The organism is Streptomyces sp. NPDC005811 (assembly GCF_040630405.1).
GTDB lineage: Bacteria > Actinomycetota > Actinomycetes > Streptomycetales > Streptomycetaceae > Streptomyces.
Window position 1 is genome coordinate 302,332 of record NZ_JBEXXK010000003.1, and the last position, 16,087, is coordinate 318,418.

The following is a 16,087-nucleotide window of genomic DNA, read 5'->3' on the forward strand; positions in this document are numbered from 1 at the left end:
GAGGCGTGGGCGGCGCGTCGGGACGTGAGTCGGCACGTGGGTCCGGTCGTGACTCCGGTGCCGCGGTCGACAGCGACCGCGCCAGTGCCTCGGCCGTGGGCCGCCGTTCCGGGTCCTTCTCCAGACAGCCGCCCACCACCCGGGCGATCTCCTCCGGGACCCCCTCCAGGTCGGGCGCGTCGTGCGCCGTCCGGTACAGCAGCGCGTCCAGCGCGCCGGTGCCGAACGGAGGACGGCCGGTCGCCGCGTACGCCAGCACACAGCCCAGCGAGAACACATCGCCCGCCGGCCCCGACTCGCGCGCCCCCCGGGCCTGTTCGGGGGAGAGGAACCCGGGCGTGCCGACCACGACCCCGGTCGAGGTGAGCGAGGTGTCCTCGGGATCCCGGGTCACCCCGAAGTCGATCAGCCGCGGCCCGTCCAGCGCCAGCAGCACATTGCCCGGCTTGACGTCCCGGTGCACCAGCCCCGCCGCGTGCAGCTCCCGCAGCGCCTCGGCGAGCCGCGCCCCCAGCACCCGCAGCGTTCCCGCCGGCAGCGGGCCGTACGCGGCGACGGCCTCCGCGAGCGAGGGCCCCGGTACGAACACGGTCGCCAGCCAGGGCTGTTCCGCCTCCGGATCGGCGTCCACCAGGGACGCCACCCACGGGCTGGTCATCCGGCGGGCGGTGTCCGCCTCGCGCCGGAACCGCTCCCGGAAGCCGGGGTCCTCGGCGTACTCGGCCTGGATCACCTTCAGCGCGACCAGGGTGCCCCCGGCCGAACGGCCCAGGTACACCACGCCCATGCCGCCCGCGCCGAGTCGCCCGAGCAGCCGGTGGCCCGCCAGCCGGGACGGGTCGGAGGTGCGCAGCGGCTCCATCAGTTCCCCTTCAAGTGCAGCTGGATCCGTTCCAGCATCTTCGCCAGGGCGACGGCGCCCACCTGGTTCAGTTCCTGCGCGGTGTTGCCCTTGGCGCCGGTCACGGAGACGGCCACCACGACCGTGCCCAGCCGGGCGACCATCCACGAGTACGGCTGGGCGGCGCCGCCGTTCTCGGCGTACTGGCCGGTCTCCATGACGGAGTCGTCGGCGTACCCCTGTTCGCGGGTGCCGAACGGGGTGCCGAGCGAATTGAGCCCGGTGATCCGCTCGTTGCCGCGCGGCTGCTGGTCCGGGCAGCGCAGCACCTCCTCCAGGGTGGTGCTGAGCTGTTCGTCGGCGCCGAGGACGGAGGCGTGCACGGTGGCCGCCGCCGTCACCTTGACCGCGCCCTTGCCCCCGCCGGCCGGCAGCCGGCTGTACCGGGACGAGCTGGCCAGCACTCCGCTCGGCAGCTTCTCCCGCTCCCAGCGGCAGCCGGCGTCCAGGACGGCCCAGGTGCCCGGGGTGCTCGCGGCCGGCTGCTGGGCGACGAAGCCCCGGCCCCAGTCGGCGGGGGCGAGCACGACCGCGTCGGCGAGGGCCGCGCCGTCCTTCGCGGTCTTGGGGACCAGCGCGGGGTCGGCGGTGAAGAGGGCGGAGCCGGAAGGGGCCGTGGTGGCCCCGGCCGTGGCACCCGTCCCGGCGTCGGCCGACGGCGAGGCGCTCTTCCGGGCGGACCCGCCGTCCATCCCCTGGGCCGAGCACCCGGCCAGCAGACTCCCCGCCACCAGCAGGGTCACCCCCGTACCCCGCACGCCTCGGGCGTTGCCTCTCACTCGGTCCCCTCAACACGGCTCACTACGTTCGACACACCGAACGTAGTCGGCCGCCGAAGCCCCCCGCCTCCGTAGAACCACGTATCCGCTTACGTATTCGCCCCGGGTTCACCCGGCCGCCCGGGCCGTCAGCAGGATGGACGATCTCCGGTGGCCCGCGCGGAAATCAGGCGCCGATACTCCTTGAGGGAGCCGATCCGAGGGAGCCGGTGCCGTGCGACGGCACACACTTCCCGTCTCCCGGTCTCCCTCTCCCGCTCTCCGATTCGGCGGCGCCCTCCTTCCTTCATGGGGCCGGTCGCCCTCCCCCGACAGGAAAGGCCTCGGAATGTCACGCTTGGCGCAACCGGTGCCGCATCGAGTCCGGCGCGGCCGGGCCGCGGTCGTCGCCCTCACCGCTGTCCTCGGCACCTGCCTCCTCCAGCCCGCGCCGCCCGCGGCCGCCGACGCCGAAGGGGGCACCCGGGCGGCCGGCGCACCGACGGGCGTCGGCGTCCTGTCGCGGGGCTGGACCAGGCCCTGGGGCATCACCTTCCTCCCCGACGGGAAGAGGGCCCTGGTGACCGAGCGCTTCACGGCCGGCGTATGGCTCCAGTCGAGCGACGGCACCAAGAAGAAGGTCGGCACCGTCCCGAACACCGTCGCCCCCTCCCCGAGCGGCGGCAAGGGCGGACTGCTGGGTGTCGCCCCGTCACCGACCTGGAACGGCACCACGGACCGGGACGTCTTCTTCGTCCACACCGCCGCCTCCGAGATCCGCGTCGTGCGCATGCACTTCGACGGCAGCAAGCTGAGCGACTACAAGGTCGTCCTCGGCGGCATCACCCGAGGCGGCGACCACAACGGCGGAAAGCTCGCGTTCGGCCCCGACGGCTATCTGTACGTCAGCGTCGGCGACGCCCTCAAGCGCAATCTCGCCCAGGACAAGAACTCCCTCAACGGCAAGGTCCTGCGCCTCACGAAGAGCGGCGCCGCGGCGCCCGGCAACCCGTTCGGCACCCGTGTCTACAGCCTCGGCCACCGCAATCCGCAGGGCCTCGCCTGGGACAGCCGCGGCCGGCTCTGGGAGACCGAGATCGGCGAGAACACCTGGGACGAGCTCAACCTCGTCGAGGCGGGCCGCAACTACGGCTGGCCCACCTGCGAGGGATCCTGCGCCAAGGCCGGGATGACCAACCCCAAGAAGGTCTGGCACCCCGACCAGGGCGGCGTCCCCGCGCAGATCGCCGTCAAGAACGACGTCGTCTACGTCACGACCCTGCTCGGCCAGCGGCTGTGGGCGCTGCCGATCGACGGCACCGGCAAGGCCGTCGGGACCGGGAAGTCGTACTACAACGGCAGTTACGGCCGGCTGCGCGCCCTCGCCAAGGTGCCCGGCACCGACCGGCTCTGGGTCGGCACGACCGACGGCGGCGACGGCAAGGACCGCATCCTCGAAGTCACCGTCAAGTGACCCCGCACCGCCGTGTGGCGGCCATCGCCGTCACGGCCGCCGGCGCCCTCCTCGCGCTCTGCGGCGCGCACCCGCGCCGGCGGTCGCCCACCCCGGACCCGGCCGCCGGGCCGCGGCCCCGCCCTCGGCCGTGTCCGTCCTCTCCGACGGGTGGAACCGGCCCTGGACCGTCACCTTCCTGCCGGCCGGCCAGAAGGCACTGGTCACCGAGCGGCACAGCGCCGGGGTGTGGACGGTGGCACGGGACGGCACCCGCACCAAGGTCGGCGAGGGCCCGACACCGTCTTCGCCCCCACCGGCGGCGACTTCGGCGAGGGCGGCGGCCTGCTGGGCGTCGCCCCCTCGCCCACCTGGAACGGCACCACCGACCAGGACGTCTACTTCGTCCACACGGCCGCCGCCGAGACCAGGGTCGTCCGCATGCGCTTCGACGGCACCTCGCTCACCGACTACCAGGTCGTGCTCGGCGGCATCGCCCGCGGCGGGGACCACAACGGCGGGAAGATCGCCTTCGGCCCGGACGGCTGTCTGTACGTCAGCACCGGCGACGCCCGGAACAAGCCGCTGGCCCAGGACCCGAACTCCCTCAACGGCAAGATCCTGCGCCTCACCACCAGCGGCGGGCCGGCGCCCGGCAACCCGTTCGGCACCCGTGTCTACAGCCTCGGCCACCGCAACCCCGAGGGCTTCGCCTGGGACAGCCGCGGCCGGCTCTGGGAGACCGAGATCGGCGACGCCACCTGGGACGAGGTCAACCTCATCACCCCCGGCGCCAACTACGGCTGGCCCACCTGCGAGGGGACCTGCACCACCGCCGGCATGACCGACCCCCTGCACGTCTGGCACCCCGCCGAGGGAGGCGTGCCCGCCCAGGCCGCGATCGCCGACGACGTCCTGTACGTCTCCACCCTGCGCGGCGAGCGGCTGTGGGCACTGCCCATCGACGCCACCGGCACCGGCCTCGGCACCGCCGTGTCGTACTACACCGGCGCCTACGGCCGGCTGCGCGCCCTCGCCAAGGTGCCCGACGCCGACGAACTCTGGCTCGGCACCAGCGACCGGGGCACCGACAAGGACTCCCTCCTGAAGGTCACCCTCGGACCCCCTCCCGCCCCGGCCCCGGCCCCGGCCCCCCAGGCTCCCCTCACCGAGGGGTGAACCCCACCGACCCGTCCTCTCCGAAAGGAAGGCACCCCCCATGAACGACACCACCGAGCACGCCGAGCACCAGCCCGCGACCACGGCACCGGAGTCCGACGCCGCCGCCTGGCGGACCCCCGGCTACACGGTCGTCGACACCGCCCTGGAGGTCACCGCCTACTCCCTCGCGGCCCGCTAGCCCGCCGCCGTGCTGCTCCAGCTGCTCGGCACCGCGGCCGGCGGCGGCATCCCGCAGTGGAACTGCGCGTGCCCCGGATGCTCCGGGGCACGCGCGCATCCCGGGCGCCGCCGCCGTCACGCCTCCCTCGCGGTCCGTACGGACGATGGCCGCTGGTACCTCGTCAACGCGACCCCCGACATCGGCGACCAGATCGAGGCCCACCCCGCGCTCCACCCCGGGCCCGGTCCCCGGCAGACCCCGGTCGCCGGGGTCGTCCTCACCGACGCCGAACTCGACCACACCCTGGGCATCGCCCGGCTGCGCGAGGCCGACACCCTGGAGATCCACGCCACGGCCCCGGTCCGCCGGGCCCTTCAGGACCGTCTGCGCCTCGACGAGATCCTCGGCCCCTACACCTCCCTGACCTGGCGCGACCTCACCTGCCACGGCGCGCGCTCCCTCGGCCGGCCCGACGAGGGCCTGCGGATCAGCGCCGTCCCCGTCTCCGCCAAACGTCCCCGGTACGCCGCCGACGCCCCCGAGGACGAGGCCTGGGTCGTGGCGCTGCGCCTGTACGAACCCGCCACCGGCCGTACGGCGGTCTACGCGCCCGCCGTCGCCGCCTGGTCCGACGCCCTGCACCGGGTCGCCGCCGAGGCCGACTGCGTCCTCGTCGACGGCACCTTCTGGGACGACGAGGAGCCCCGCCGCACCGGCATCTCCTCCCGCACCGCCACCGGCATGGGCCATCTGCCCATCGACGGACCGGGCGGCACCGCGGGCATCCTCGCCACGCTGTCCGCCCGCTGCTACTACACGCACCTCAACAACACGAACCCCCTCGTCGATCCGACCGCGGCGCAGCACAAGCGGCTCGCCCGGCTGGGCATCGAGGTGGCCGACGACGAGTTGGTGATCGAGCTGTGACCACGACCCTCGCCCCCCGGGCCGAAGCCGGACCCTGGGACCCCGCCGCGTTCGAGGACCGCCTGCGTGCGGTGGCCCGGGAGCGCTATCACGACCGGCACCCCTTCAACCTCCGGATGCACGAGGGCGATCTGCGTCCCGAGGAGGTGCGCGCCTGGATCACCAACCGCTTCCACTACCAGCGGCACATCCCGGTCAAGGACGCGCTGATCACCGCCAAGCTGGACGATCCGCGGCTGCGGCGGATGTGGGTGCGGCGCATCGAGGACCACGACGGCCGCGCGGACGGGGAGGGCGGCATCGAGCGCTGGCTGCGGCTCGGCGAGGCGGCGGGCCTGGACCGCCGCGCGCTGCTGACCGGCGACTCCGTCCTGCCGGGCGTACGGCTGGCGGTGGAGGGATACGTCAACTTCTGCCGGCTGCGGTCCCCGCTGGAGGCCGTCGCGGCCTCGCTCACCGAGCTGACCGCACCCGATCTGATGCGGGTGCGCATCGACGCCTTCGCACGCCACTACCCCTGGATCGAGCCGGAGGGCCTCGGCTACTTCCGCACCCGCGTCGACCAGGGCCGCCGCGACAGCACGGAGGCCCTCGCCCTCGTCCTGGACTGGGCCCGCACCCACGAGGCCCAGCAGCGGGCCCTGGCCGCGCTCACCTTCAAGTGCGAGGTGCTGTGGTCCCTGCTGGACGCGGTCCAACAGATCGGCCCCGGAAACCACGCCCCGCCCGGGCGGACTGTCTCCATCGAGGGACGCGTCTTCGACGAGCCGTGGCCGGAGACGGACAGCAGGCCCTGGCGGCGTCGTGCCGTTCCGGTCGGTCGGGTGGGTTCGGTGCTGGGCGGGGTGGACGGTGGCGGGCGGGATCTGCGGCCCTGGCGGGTGCGGGGGTGACGGCGGCGGCCGTCACCGACTGGCGCCCCGCCCTCGCACCGGCGCTGATGCTCCGGCACGACCCGGTGCGGGGCGCCGACCTGCTGGTCCTGCCGGAACGGGTGGTCGTCCTCGAAGGCCACGCGGGCCGCATCGTCGGCCTGTGCGACGGGACCCGTACCGTGCCCGGGATCGTCGGCGAGCTCGCCGCGCGCTTCCCGGGCGCCCCGGTGGCCGCCGAGGTCCCCGCCTTCCTCGACCGGCTGCGCGGGGAGGGCTGGCTCCGATGACCCCCGCCGGCCCGCCGGCTCGCCCCTGGGCCCTCCTCGCCGAACTCACCCACGCCTGCCCGCTGCACTGCCCGTACTGCTCCAACCCCCTCGAACTGGCCCGCCGCTCGGGCGAACTCGGCACCGACGAGTGGACGGACGTCCTGCGGCAGGCCGCCGCGCTGGGCGTCGTCCACATCCACCTCTCCGGCGGCGAACCCCTGCTCCGGCCCGACCTCGAGCGGATCGTCGCCGCCGCCGAGGCCGCCGGCATCTACACCCAGCTGGTCACCAGCGGCACCGGCCTGGACGAGCCCCGGCTGACCGCGCTGCGCGCGGCGGGGCTGCGCAGCGTCCAGCTCTCGGTGCAGCACTCCGACGCCCGGGCCAACGACCGGATCGCCGGCCGCCCGTCCGCCTTCGCGGCGAAGGAGCGGGCCGCCGCCCTGGTCCGCGCGGCGGGCCTCCCGCTCGGCCTCAACGTCGTCCTGCACCGCGACAACCTCGACTCCGTCGGCGACCTCATCGACCTGGGCGAGGCCTGGGGCGCGGACCGCGTCGAGCTGGCCAACACCCAGTTCTACGGCTGGGGCCTGCTCAACCGCGCCGCGCTGCTGCCGACCCGCGACCAGCTGGCCCGCGCCCGGGAGACCGTGGAACGCGCCCGCGAGCGGCTCGCGGGCCGCATCGACCTGGTGTGGGTGGTCCCGGACTACTTCGACGGGGTGGCCAAGCCCTGCATGGGCGGCTGGGGAGCGGTCTCGCTCACCGTCACCCCCGACGGCACCGTCCTGCCCTGCCCGGCGGCCGCCTCCCTGCCCGGCCTGGACCCGCCCAACGTACGGGACCACCCGCTCGCCTGGATCTGGGACGCGTCGCCCGCCTTCACCCGCTACCGCGGCACCGACTGGCAGATGACCGGCCCCTGCGGCACCTGCCCCCGCCGCGAGGAGGACTTCGGCGGCTGCCGCTGCCAGGCCCACGCCCTGACCGGCGACCCGACCCGCACGGACCCGGCCTGCGCCCTGTCCCCGGACCACGCTGTCCTGACCCGCCTCACCGACCCGCGCACTGCGGCACCCCCACCCCCGTATATCTATCGCAGACCGGGCGCGTCCGTGCCCCAAAGGGGCGCGGGGAACTGCGCGACCAGCCACGACGGCGCCGCACTCGCACAACGGCACACCGCACCCGGCGCCGTCCGCAGGGCTACTCCACGTCTGCGACAACCGACCCCACCCGCTCGGCCAACGTAGGATCCCGCCGCACCAACACCGTGGCGTAACCGACGGACACCACCACCGCCCCCAGCGCGACATACGGAAACCAGCTGTACGGCGCCGGCTGCCCCGGCTTCGCCAGGTAGTACAGCGGCACCAGGATCGCCAGCGCCCCCACCCCCGGCAGCACCAGATGCCGTACGGTCCGGAACTCCTGCGGCCGGTACCGGCGGTAGTACAGCGGCAGCGCGATGTTCGAGGCGAGATAGACCAGCAGGATCAGCAGCGCGCCCAGGCTGGAGGACTCCGTGAAGAAGACCACGGGGTCCATCCGGCTGCCGTCGGGGCCGAGCAGATGCCCGAGCCCCCAGCCGCCGATGATCAGCAGCGAGGTCACGGCGAAGGTCACGATCGCGTTGTTGGGCGTACGGCGCGTCGGGTGGACGTATCCGAAGAAGGACGGCAGCAGCCCCTCGCGTCCGGCGTTGAAGATCAGCCGGGCCTGGGAGTTGATGCCGGCGATCAGCACGCCGAGGGTGGAGGTCAGCCCGCCGACGTAGGCGAGGACCGCCAGCGCCCCGAGGGTGTGGTGGGCGACGTCGATGAAGGGGAGCGGGGAGTCACCGAGCGCCGCCGTGTCGTAGCCGAAGCCGGTGACGGTGGCGTACGAGAAGAGGATGTAGCTCACCGTCATGATCGCCACGGACGAGAGCACCGCGCGCCCGACGTTGCGCCGCGGGTTCTCCGTCTCCTCGGCCAGCGCCGCCGAGTTCTCCCAGCCGATGAACAGGTACACCGCTAGCGGGAACCCGGCCGCGAGGCCGCTGAGGCCGTGGCGCAGATGCCCCGGCAGGAACGGGGCCGCGGACAGGCTGCCGCGGTGCTCGATGAGCGCGGCCGCCGAGACCACGACCAGCACCAGCATCTCCACGCCGAAGAAATAGCCGGCCCATTTGGTGGAGACCACGATCCCGCGCAGCATCAGCACCACCGACACCCCGGTCAGCAGCAGTGTCCACAGGATCCACGGCAGGTCGATGCCGGTGTAGTGGTGCAGGGTGATCTGCACGAACCCGCCGGAGATCGCGATCACCGAGGCCATCGCGATGATGTAGCCGAGCCCGGCGAGCAGCGCGGTGGTGACGGCGCTGACCGGCCCGAAGGTCTTGCCGACGAAGGTGATGAAGCTGCCCGCCGAGGGGTGCGCGCGGGAGAACTCGGCGAGCGTGTTGCCGAGCAGCGCGACGGCGACGCCCGCGGCGGCGATGGTGAGCGGGGAGGCGACGCCGGCCGTGGTGGCGAGGAAGGCGAAGCCGAAGAAGAAGCTCATGGCCGGGCCCACGTTGGCCATGGTCGCGGCGGCGATGTCCGCCATGCCGAGCACGCCGCCGCGCAGCCGCTGGGGCGTGCCGCCGGCGGGGCCCGACGTCGGCGGCGGGCCGACGGCTCCGGGGTCGGACATGGCGACTGCTCCTTCGGGGACGGTGGCGGTGCGAGGGGCGCGGCGGGCGGGGCCGGCCGTCAGCTCGGTCGGGCCCGCTGGTGTTCCTTCACGGCTCGTACGGCCGGGTCCATCGCGCCGCGGCCGAGTTCGGTGAGCAGGTCGGCGTGGCAGCGGTTGCGGGCGCGTACCACGGCCGGGTCGGGCGGGGGCAGCAGCAGGCACTGGCGGCCCAGGAGATCGGCGGCGAACTCGCGGATCCCGGCGCCGCCGAGCAGCTCGGCGAGGTCGAGGTGGAAGCGGGTCTCCAGCTCGACCAGCCGGGCCGGGTCCTCGGCCAGGTCCATCTCCGCGACCAGCGACCGCAGCCCTCCGAGGGAGCCCTCGGGGACCTCGCCGGCGCCGTGCGCCACCAGTCCGCACTCCAGCAGCAGGTGGAAGGAGTCGAGCAGGGCGGCCTCCTCGGCGTCGTGCATCAGGGCGACGACGGTGTCCCAGTCCGCGGCGACGAAGGTGCCGCCGGCCCGGCCGCGCCGCCGGTCGAGCAGGCCGTCCTGGCACATCCCCTCCAGCGCGCGGCGCACGGTGATCTCGCCGATCCCCAGCTCCTCGGCGAGGACGCCGGCGTCCGGCAGCCGGTCACCCGGTGTCACGGACTTCAGGCGCACCCGCAGCGCGACCCGGGAACGGACCAGGTCCGACCCCGTCTGACTCCCGCCGGAGCGCAGGCGGGTGTCCCCGCCGCCGTAGGGGCCGAACTTGCCCGCTGGATTCACCACGGCGCCACCCTAACCGCCTGCTGAGCGGGGTCACGGCGTGGTGCACGGAGGGCTCCCGGAAGTGACGGTTCCACGGTGCCTGCAAAATAGAGCAAGGTGAACACTTAAACAAGCCTTGTTCTTTTCGATCGTAGTGAACTAATTTCGCGCCTCGACAGCCCGTCCCCTCCTCCCCGGATGTCGAGATGACCACAACCCTCCCCGAAGCCCCTCCCGCAGAGCCCGGTCTCAAGGCCGGACTGAAGAACCGCCATCTGTCGATGATCGCGATCGGCGGAGTCATCGGCGCCGGTCTGTTCGTCGGCTCCGGCTCCGGCATCGCCGCCGCCGGACCCGGCATCCTGATCTCGTACGCCCTCGTCGGCGTCCTCGTCGTCCTCGTGATGCGGATGCTCGGCGAGATGGCGGCGGCCAACCCCACCTCCGGCTCCTTCTCCGCCTACGCGGACCGGGCGCTCGGCCGCTGGGCCGGGTTCACCATCGGCTGGCTCTACTGGTTCTTCTGGGTCGTCGTCCTCGCGGTGGAGGCCACCGCAGGCGCGAAGATCCTCGAGGGCTGGATCCCGGCGGTCCCGCAGTGGGGCTGGGCCCTGATCGTCATGGTCGTCCTGACCGCCAGCAACCTGGCCTCGGTCAGCTCCTACGGCGAGTTCGAGTTCTGGTTCGCCGGGATCAAGGTCGTCGCCATCGCCGCGTTCATCGTGATCGGCGGCCTCGCGATCTTCGGCCTGCTGCCCGGCTCGGACCACCCGGCGTCCGGCTTCTCGTATCTCACCGCGCACGGCGGCTTCCTGCCCAACGGACCGGGCGCCATCCTCACCGGCGTCCTGATGGTCGTCTTCTCCTTCATGGGCAGCGAGATCGTCACCCTGGCGGCCGGTGAGTCCCCCGACCCGCAGGGCGCGGTCACCAAGGCCACCAACAGCGTGATCTGGCGGATCGCCGTGTTCTACCTCGGCTCGATCCTCATCGTGGTCTCCCTGCTGCGCTGGGACGACCCGGCGATCCTCAAGGACGGCTCGTACGTCGCCGCCCTCAGCTCCATCGGCATCCCGCACGCCGCCCAGATCATGAACGCGATCGTGCTGACCTCGGTGCTGTCCTGTCTCAACTCCGGCCTGTACACCGCCTCGCGCATGGCGTTCTCCCTCGGCCGCCGCAGCGACGCCCCGGCCTCCTTCGGCCGCACCACCGACCGCGGTGTGCCGCGCACGGCCATCCTCGCCTCCGTCGTCTTCGGCTTCGTCGCGGTCGCGTTCAACTACCTCTGGCCCGACACCGTCTTCCAGTTCCTCCTCAACTCCTCCGGCGCCATCGCCCTCTTCGTCTGGCTGGTGATCTGCTTCTCCCAGCTGAAGATGCGCAAGATCATCGAGCGGGAGGCGCCCGAGAAGCTGGTCGTGCGGATGTGGCTCTACCCCTACCTCACCTGGGCCACCATCGGCCTGATCACCTTCGTCCTGCTCTACATGCTCACCGACACCGCCGACGGCGGCGGCCGTGACCAGGTCGTCCTGTCGACCCTGGTGGCCGTGGCCGTGGTGGTCGTGGCCGTGGTCCGCCAGCGGCTCGGCCGGGGCGCCGCGCACGACGCCGTGACCTCGTCGAAGGCCTGACCGCCCCACGTGCACCGCAGGCCGGACCCGCCTCTCGTACGGCGGGTCCGGCCTCGTCGGCGTTCCGGGCACCGCCGGTCAGGCGAGGGGCGTGCCCTCGCGGAAGCGGCGCAGCCCCTCCGGCCCCTCGACGACGGCCGCCGTGAGCTCCTCGACGCTGGTGTCCTCACGCCTCACGTCGAGGATCTTGCGACCGTGGTTCATCACGATGTGCCGGTCGCAGATCTGGAACGCGTGATGCAGGTTGTGCGTCACCAGCACCGAGCTGACGCCCTCCTGCTTCAGCTGGAGCAGGTAGTTCAGCAGCGCCTCGGTCGCCCGCACCGCCAGCGCGCTGGTCGGCTCGTCCAGGATCAGCAGGCTCCGCTTGAAGTGCACCGCACGGGCGATCGCCACCGCCTGCTGCTGACCGCCCGACAGCGAACCGACCAGCTGCCTCGGGCTCTTGATGCCCTCGATGGTCACCACGCTGTCGAGGATCCGCGCGGCGATCGCGTCCATCTGCCGCAGCTTCAGCAGCCCCAGGGCGTTGGTCAGCTCACGGCCCATGAAGATGTTGCGGGTGATCGTCATGGACGGCACCAGGGCGGAGTCCTGGAAGATCGTCTCGACGCCGCGCCGCTCGGTCTCCTGCCGGTTGAGCGTCGTCAGCCTCTCACCCCGCCAGAGGTAGTCGCCCTCCTCGGCGACGACCACCCCGGACGCCGTCTTGACCAGGGTCGACTTGCCGGCGCCGTTGTCACCGAGCAGACCGACCACCTCGCCCTGGTGGATCCGGAAACTCACGTCGTCCAGGACGGTGTTGGCGCCGTACCGCTTGGTGATGCCGGACAGCTCCAGCAACACCTCGCCCGTGGCCTCTTCGGTGGCTGCTGCGGTGGCGGTGGGGGACATGGTTGCTCCGTTTCCGGCGGTGGGCTCGGCGGCGCTCACTTCGCCTTCCCCTCGATCAGACGGTTGAAGAAGGCCGCGGCGACGATGATCAGACCGACGAACAGGTCCAGGTAGAAGCCGGGCGCACCACCGAGCAGCAGGATGTCCTGCACGGTGAGGATGAGCGCCGCGCCGAGCACCATGCCGAGGACGCTGCCCCGGCCGCCGGAGAGCGCGACGCCGCCGACGACCGCGGCCGCGATCGCCTTCAGCTCCATGCCGCGCCCGGCACCCGGCTGGACGGAACCGGTGCGCACGGCGGTCAGCACGGCGGCGAGCGCCACGCACACCCCGAGGATGCCGAACGCGATGATCTTGACCCGGTCGGGGTTGATCGAGATGGCGCGGGCGGCGGCCGGGTTGCCGCCGACGGCGAAGATGTGGTTGCCGAGCCGGTGCCGGTGCACCAGCAGCCAGAACACCACCCAGACGCCGACCATCCACAGCGCCTGGCCGCGGAAGAAGCCGAGGTCGGCGGTGAACACCCGCTGCACGGTGTCGCTCGGGATCATCAACGCGGCCGTCGTGCCGTTGTAGAAGAGCGCCGCGCCCTCCCAGAACAGCATCATGCCGAGCGTCACGATGAAGGAGGGGATCCTGGCCTTGGTGACGAGCAGCGCGTTCAGCAGGGCGATCGCGACACCGGTCAGCACGGCCATGCCGGTCGCGGTCCAGGCGCTCGACCCGTCCGAGTACCAGCGGGTGAACACCAGCGCGCAGAAGGTGAAGTTGGCGCCCAGCGACAGATCGAACTCACCGGCGATGATCAGGATGCCGGCGCCGACGGCCAGGATCGCCAGCACCGGGACGCTCTGGCTGAGGACGTTGAAGTTCGACTTCTCCAGGTAGGGGAAGCCCGCCGGGTCGACGAGGTAGGAGATGATGCAGCCGAGCTGCACCAGGACGAAGACCAGGCCGATCTCCAGCGCCCCGCGCCCGCGGACCTGGCGCAGGCGCTCGGCCAGCCGGTCGGCGGTGGAGACGGGGGCGGAGTCCGCGAGAGTCCGCTTCCGGGCGGGGACGCCCTCGGTGCCGGCGTCCGGGTCCGCGACGGCGCCCCCTGCCGCCGGGACGCTCCCCGCGGTCACCTGACCGCTGCGCTCGCTCATGGTCGTACTGCCTTCCTGCTGTGGGGTGGGCGGGGCGGCCGGCCGAGATGGTGCCTGGCCGCCCCGGGCCGATTCGTCGGCGGGAGAGGTGGTGCGCCGGGTGCTGACGGGGAGGTCAGCGGACCTTGCCGGCGAGCTCCTTGGCGATGCCGACGTTCGCCTTGTCGACCAGGCCGCTGCCACCGGAGTTGATGCTGGCCGGGCTGAGCCCGAAGTCCAGCTTCAGACCGAGCTCCACGACGGTCTGGAAGCCCTGGACGTACCCCTGCTGGTCGGCCGCGGCGTCGATGGCGCCGGACTCGATGCCGTTCACGATCTGCGGCGCCAGGTCGAAGCCGACGACCGGGACCTTCACCCCGGCGTCCTCCATGGCCTTGACGACGTTGCGGTGCGGGGTGCCGCCCAGCGGGACGATCGCCGCGGTGTCCTTGTGGCCGAGCAGATACTGCGTGATCTTGTCGAGCGCGGCGGAGTCCTCGATGCCGGTGCCGAGGATCTCGGTCCTGGCGCCGACCTCCTTCAGCGCCCGCTCGACGCCCGCGTGCCGCTGGACGGCGTAGACCTGGTCGGGGAACTCGACCGGGGTGAGGACGGTGTCGCCCTTGCCGATGTCCGGGTTGTCGGCGAGCAGGCGCTTGCCGAGCAGATAGCCGACCTCCTCGAAGTCCTGGCCGACGAACCCGAGGGTGCACTTGCCGACCGCGCCCTCCTGCGTGATGTTGTAGCTCATCACCGGGATGCCGGCCTTCTGGGCCGCGCAGACGTTCTCGGTGTACTTGTTCGGGTCGTCGATGACGACGGCCAGCGCGGCGGGCTTGTCCGCGACCGCGCTGCCGATCAGGTCGTTGTACTTCGTCTGGTCGCCGGAGCTGGTCTGCAGGTTGAGGTCCAGGTTGAGCAACTGCGCGGCGTCCTTGGCGCCCTGGGCGATGGTGGTCCAGAACGGGTCGCCCGGGTCCCGCGGGAGCAGGAAGGTGACCTTACGGGCCTCGGCCTTGCTGCCGAGGCCCGACTTCAGCGCGGTGCCCTTGCCCGAGGCGGACGCGGTGTCGCCGGAACCCCCGGAACAGCCGACGGCGAGCAGGGCCAGCGCGGGGACGACGGCGAACCAGCGGGCTCTTCGGGGAGTGCGAGCGGAGTGCGACATGGTCCTACCTCTCCTATGAGGAAAAGAACGGCGCGGAATGAGACGAGATCCTGAATTCGCCGCGATTTGACGCGGTCGGCGACCTCGTTGGCGAAAATTAGCGCCTTTTTGGAGGGGGGTGTCAATACACTGGCGCACCTGTAATTCCAACGAAAAGGTCACGGGTATTTTTAGGCAGCAGAAAGGGCCCTGTCGGGTCGCGGTCGGCGCTCGACAAGGCTCTTTCTTCGCTGTTTTCAAATTAATTCAGTTGTTTCTCGGGGGTGGTTATATCAGGAGGTGAGTTCCTTGGTGATGCGGTCGAGCATGAACGCGGAGGATTCATGGGCGCGCTCCTCCCAGGCGAAGACACAGGCCGTGGCGACCCCGTCGAAGTCCAGCTCGCGCAGGATGCCGAAGAACGCGTCCCAGTCCACCTCGCCCTGGCCGATGTCGAGGTGCTGATGGATCCGGGCGGCGGTGCCGGGCGGATTGAGGATGTACCGCAGCCCGGAGGAGCCCTTGTGGTTGAAGGAGTCCGCGATGTGCACATGCCGGAGCTTGTCGCCGGCATAGCGCATCATCGCCGCGATGTCCGCCGTCGGATCCGCACCCGACAGATGGAAGGAATGCGGGGCGCAGTACAGATAATTCACCCACGGCTTGTCGATCGCCCGGACGAGATCGACCGCGGGGGTGTTCTCCTCGCAGAAGTCGTCGGGGTGCGCCTCCAGGTTCAGCGCGATGCCTTCGCGCTCGAACAGCGGCAGCAGTTCCTCCAGTGAGCGCCAGAACGCGGCCTCGCTCTCGGCGGCCTTCTCGGGCCGGCCGTTGAATTCGGAGTTCATCAGCGAACATCCGAGGTCCGCGGTGATCTCGATCATCCGCTTCCAGTACCGGACGGCGGCCTGCCGCTCGGTCTCGTCGGGCGAGGACCACTTGTACAGCGGCAGCACCGAGGACAGCTGCACCCCGTGCGTGCGCAGGGCGGTCTTGAGCTCCCGGATGCGCTCGTCGTCCGCCCGCGGATGCAGAAAGAACGGCATGAAGTCGTCACGTGGCGACAACTCGATGTACTCGTAGCCGAGTTCGGCCACCGTGCGCACCATGTCGTCGATCGGCAGGGTGCGGAACATATAGGGGTCGATGGCGATTTTCACGCGGTGCCTCCGTACAGGGTGGGGCGGGGCTCGAGATCGGTGGCGACGACGCGGCCCGACTCCAGGGCCTCGACGGTCGCGGCGGTGATGACGGTGGCGGCGTAGCCGTCCCAGGCGGAGGGCCCGGTGGGCTCGTCGCCGGCGGCGATGCCGGCGATCCATTCGCGGAACTCGGTGTCGA

15 protein-coding genes and 2 pseudogenes are annotated in these 16,087 nt (G+C 71.9%); 8 read left to right on the top strand and 9 right to left on the bottom strand.

Annotation, left to right across the window (positions count from 1 at the left end):
- Positions 1-82: 82 nt before the first annotated feature.
- Both ABZ490_RS05065 and ABZ490_RS05070 read right to left on the bottom strand, forming a co-directional pair.
- A pseudogene (locus ABZ490_RS05065) lies at positions 83-862 on the bottom strand (serine/threonine-protein kinase); the annotation flags it as partial.
- Positions 862-1,680, bottom strand: a complete 819-nt coding sequence (locus ABZ490_RS05070) for a hypothetical protein (protein WP_358984275.1) — start codon at positions 1,678-1,680, stop codon at positions 862-864. The pseudogene ABZ490_RS05065 and the gene ABZ490_RS05070, both read right to left, overlap by 1 nt.
- Before the next feature lie 349 nt (positions 1,681-2,029).
- Here ABZ490_RS05070 and ABZ490_RS05075 point away from each other — a divergent pair, with 349 nt between their 5' ends.
- From ABZ490_RS05075 to pqqE, 7 genes are all read left to right on the top strand, one after another.
- Complete coding sequence (locus ABZ490_RS05075) at positions 2,030-3,133, top strand: PQQ-dependent sugar dehydrogenase (RefSeq protein ID WP_358984278.1); 1,104 nt, start codon at positions 2,030-2,032, stop codon at positions 3,131-3,133.
- A 228-nt stretch (positions 3,134-3,361) separates the two neighbouring features.
- Positions 3,362-4,291, top strand: coding sequence for a PQQ-dependent sugar dehydrogenase (locus tag ABZ490_RS05080; protein ID WP_358984281.1), 930 nt, complete (start codon positions 3,362-3,364; stop codon positions 4,289-4,291).
- A gap of 40 nt (positions 4,292-4,331) precedes the next feature.
- Complete coding sequence (gene pqqA / locus ABZ490_RS05085) at positions 4,332-4,472, top strand: pyrroloquinoline quinone precursor peptide PqqA (RefSeq protein ID WP_358984284.1); 141 nt, start codon at positions 4,332-4,334, stop codon at positions 4,470-4,472.
- A 9-nt stretch (positions 4,473-4,481) separates the two neighbouring features.
- Positions 4,482-5,381: a pyrroloquinoline quinone biosynthesis protein PqqB gene (gene pqqB / locus ABZ490_RS05090; RefSeq protein WP_358984287.1), complete on the top strand. Its 900-nt coding sequence runs from the start codon at positions 4,482-4,484 to the stop codon at positions 5,379-5,381.
- The gene (gene pqqC, locus ABZ490_RS05095) at positions 5,378-6,274 is read left to right on the top strand and encodes a pyrroloquinoline-quinone synthase PqqC (protein ID WP_358984290.1); all 897 of its coding nucleotides are present in this window, start codon (positions 5,378-5,380) and stop codon (positions 6,272-6,274) included. Before pqqB ends, pqqC begins: the two co-directional genes overlap by 4 nt.
- A 47-nt stretch (positions 6,275-6,321) precedes the next feature.
- Positions 6,322-6,543 carry a pyrroloquinoline quinone biosynthesis peptide chaperone PqqD gene (gene pqqD / locus ABZ490_RS05100; protein ID WP_358984348.1) on the top strand — a complete coding sequence of 74 codons (222 nt, stop codon included), beginning with the start codon at positions 6,322-6,324 and terminating at the stop codon, positions 6,541-6,543.
- Positions 6,540-7,778 carry a pyrroloquinoline quinone biosynthesis protein PqqE gene (pqqE, locus tag ABZ490_RS05105; RefSeq protein ID WP_358984293.1) on the top strand — a complete coding sequence of 413 codons (1,239 nt, stop codon included), beginning with the start codon at positions 6,540-6,542 and terminating at the stop codon, positions 7,776-7,778. The genes pqqD and pqqE overlap by 4 nt, the downstream gene beginning before the upstream one ends.
- Here pqqE and ABZ490_RS05110 read toward each other — a convergent pair.
- Positions 7,732-9,204 (bottom strand): APC family permease, encoded by a 1,473-nt coding sequence (locus tag ABZ490_RS05110; protein WP_358984296.1) that lies wholly within the window; start codon positions 9,202-9,204, stop codon positions 7,732-7,734. The two genes, pqqE and ABZ490_RS05110, sit on opposite strands and share 47 nt — an antisense overlap.
- A gap of 59 nt (positions 9,205-9,263) precedes the next feature.
- On the bottom strand, positions 9,264-9,962 hold the full coding sequence (locus ABZ490_RS05115) for a GntR family transcriptional regulator (RefSeq protein ID WP_358984299.1): 699 nt from the start codon (positions 9,960-9,962) through the stop codon (positions 9,264-9,266).
- 185 nt (positions 9,963-10,147) lie between these two features.
- On the opposite strand from ABZ490_RS05115, the gene ABZ490_RS05120 reads away from it, so the two are divergent.
- Positions 10,148-11,578 carry an amino acid permease gene (locus ABZ490_RS05120; RefSeq protein WP_358984302.1) on the top strand — a complete coding sequence of 477 codons (1,431 nt, stop codon included), beginning with the start codon at positions 10,148-10,150 and terminating at the stop codon, positions 11,576-11,578.
- Positions 11,579-11,656: 78 nt separating this feature from the next.
- Here the strand turns inward: ABZ490_RS05120 and ABZ490_RS05125 are convergent, their stop codons facing one another.
- The 5 genes and pseudogenes from ABZ490_RS05125 to ABZ490_RS05145 form a co-directional block, all read right to left on the bottom strand.
- Positions 11,657-12,472, bottom strand: coding sequence for an ATP-binding cassette domain-containing protein (locus ABZ490_RS05125; protein WP_358984305.1), 816 nt, complete (start codon positions 12,470-12,472; stop codon positions 11,657-11,659).
- A gap of 35 nt (positions 12,473-12,507) precedes the next feature.
- Positions 12,508-13,620 carry an ABC transporter permease gene (locus ABZ490_RS05130; protein ID WP_358984308.1) on the bottom strand — a complete coding sequence of 371 codons (1,113 nt, stop codon included), beginning with the start codon at positions 13,618-13,620 and terminating at the stop codon, positions 12,508-12,510.
- 115 nt (positions 13,621-13,735) lie between these two features.
- Positions 13,736-14,767: a substrate-binding domain-containing protein gene (locus tag ABZ490_RS05135; protein ID WP_358984311.1), complete on the bottom strand. Its 1,032-nt coding sequence runs from the start codon at positions 14,765-14,767 to the stop codon at positions 13,736-13,738.
- 272 nt (positions 14,768-15,039) lie between these two features.
- A complete protein-coding gene (locus ABZ490_RS05140) occupies positions 15,040-15,906 on the bottom strand; it encodes a sugar phosphate isomerase/epimerase (RefSeq protein ID WP_358984314.1) in 867 nt (288 codons plus the stop codon).
- A pseudogene (locus ABZ490_RS05145) lies at positions 15,903-16,087 on the bottom strand (inositol 2-dehydrogenase); the annotation flags it as partial. The pseudogene ABZ490_RS05145 and the gene ABZ490_RS05140, both read right to left, overlap by 4 nt.

What these genes read in the sequence shown, in the direction of transcription:
- ABZ490_RS05110 (WP_358984296.1), bottom strand. Translation starts at nt 9,204, where the DNA reads ATGTCCGACCCCGGAGCCGTCGGCCCGCCGCCGACGTCGGGCCCCGCC.
- ABZ490_RS05120 (WP_358984302.1), top strand. Translation starts at nt 10,148, where the DNA reads ATGACCACAACCCTCCCCGAAGCCCCTCCCGCAGAGCCCGGTCTCAAG.
- ABZ490_RS05135 (WP_358984311.1), bottom strand. Translation starts at nt 14,767, where the DNA reads ATGTCGCACTCCGCTCGCACTCCCCGAAGAGCCCGCTGGTTCGCCGTC.
- ABZ490_RS05125 (WP_358984305.1), bottom strand. Translation starts at nt 12,472, where the DNA reads ATGTCCCCCACCGCCACCGCAGCAGCCACCGAAGAGGCCACGGGCGAG.
- pqqA (WP_358984284.1), top strand. Translation starts at nt 4,332, where the DNA reads ATGAACGACACCACCGAGCACGCCGAGCACCAGCCCGCGACCACGGCA.
- ABZ490_RS05130 (WP_358984308.1), bottom strand. Translation starts at nt 13,620, where the DNA reads ATGAGCGAGCGCAGCGGTCAGGTGACCGCGGGGAGCGTCCCGGCGGCA.
- pqqD (WP_358984348.1), top strand. Translation starts at nt 6,322, where the DNA reads ATGCTCCGGCACGACCCGGTGCGGGGCGCCGACCTGCTGGTCCTGCCG.
- pqqE (WP_358984293.1), top strand. Translation starts at nt 6,540, where the DNA reads ATGACCCCCGCCGGCCCGCCGGCTCGCCCCTGGGCCCTCCTCGCCGAA.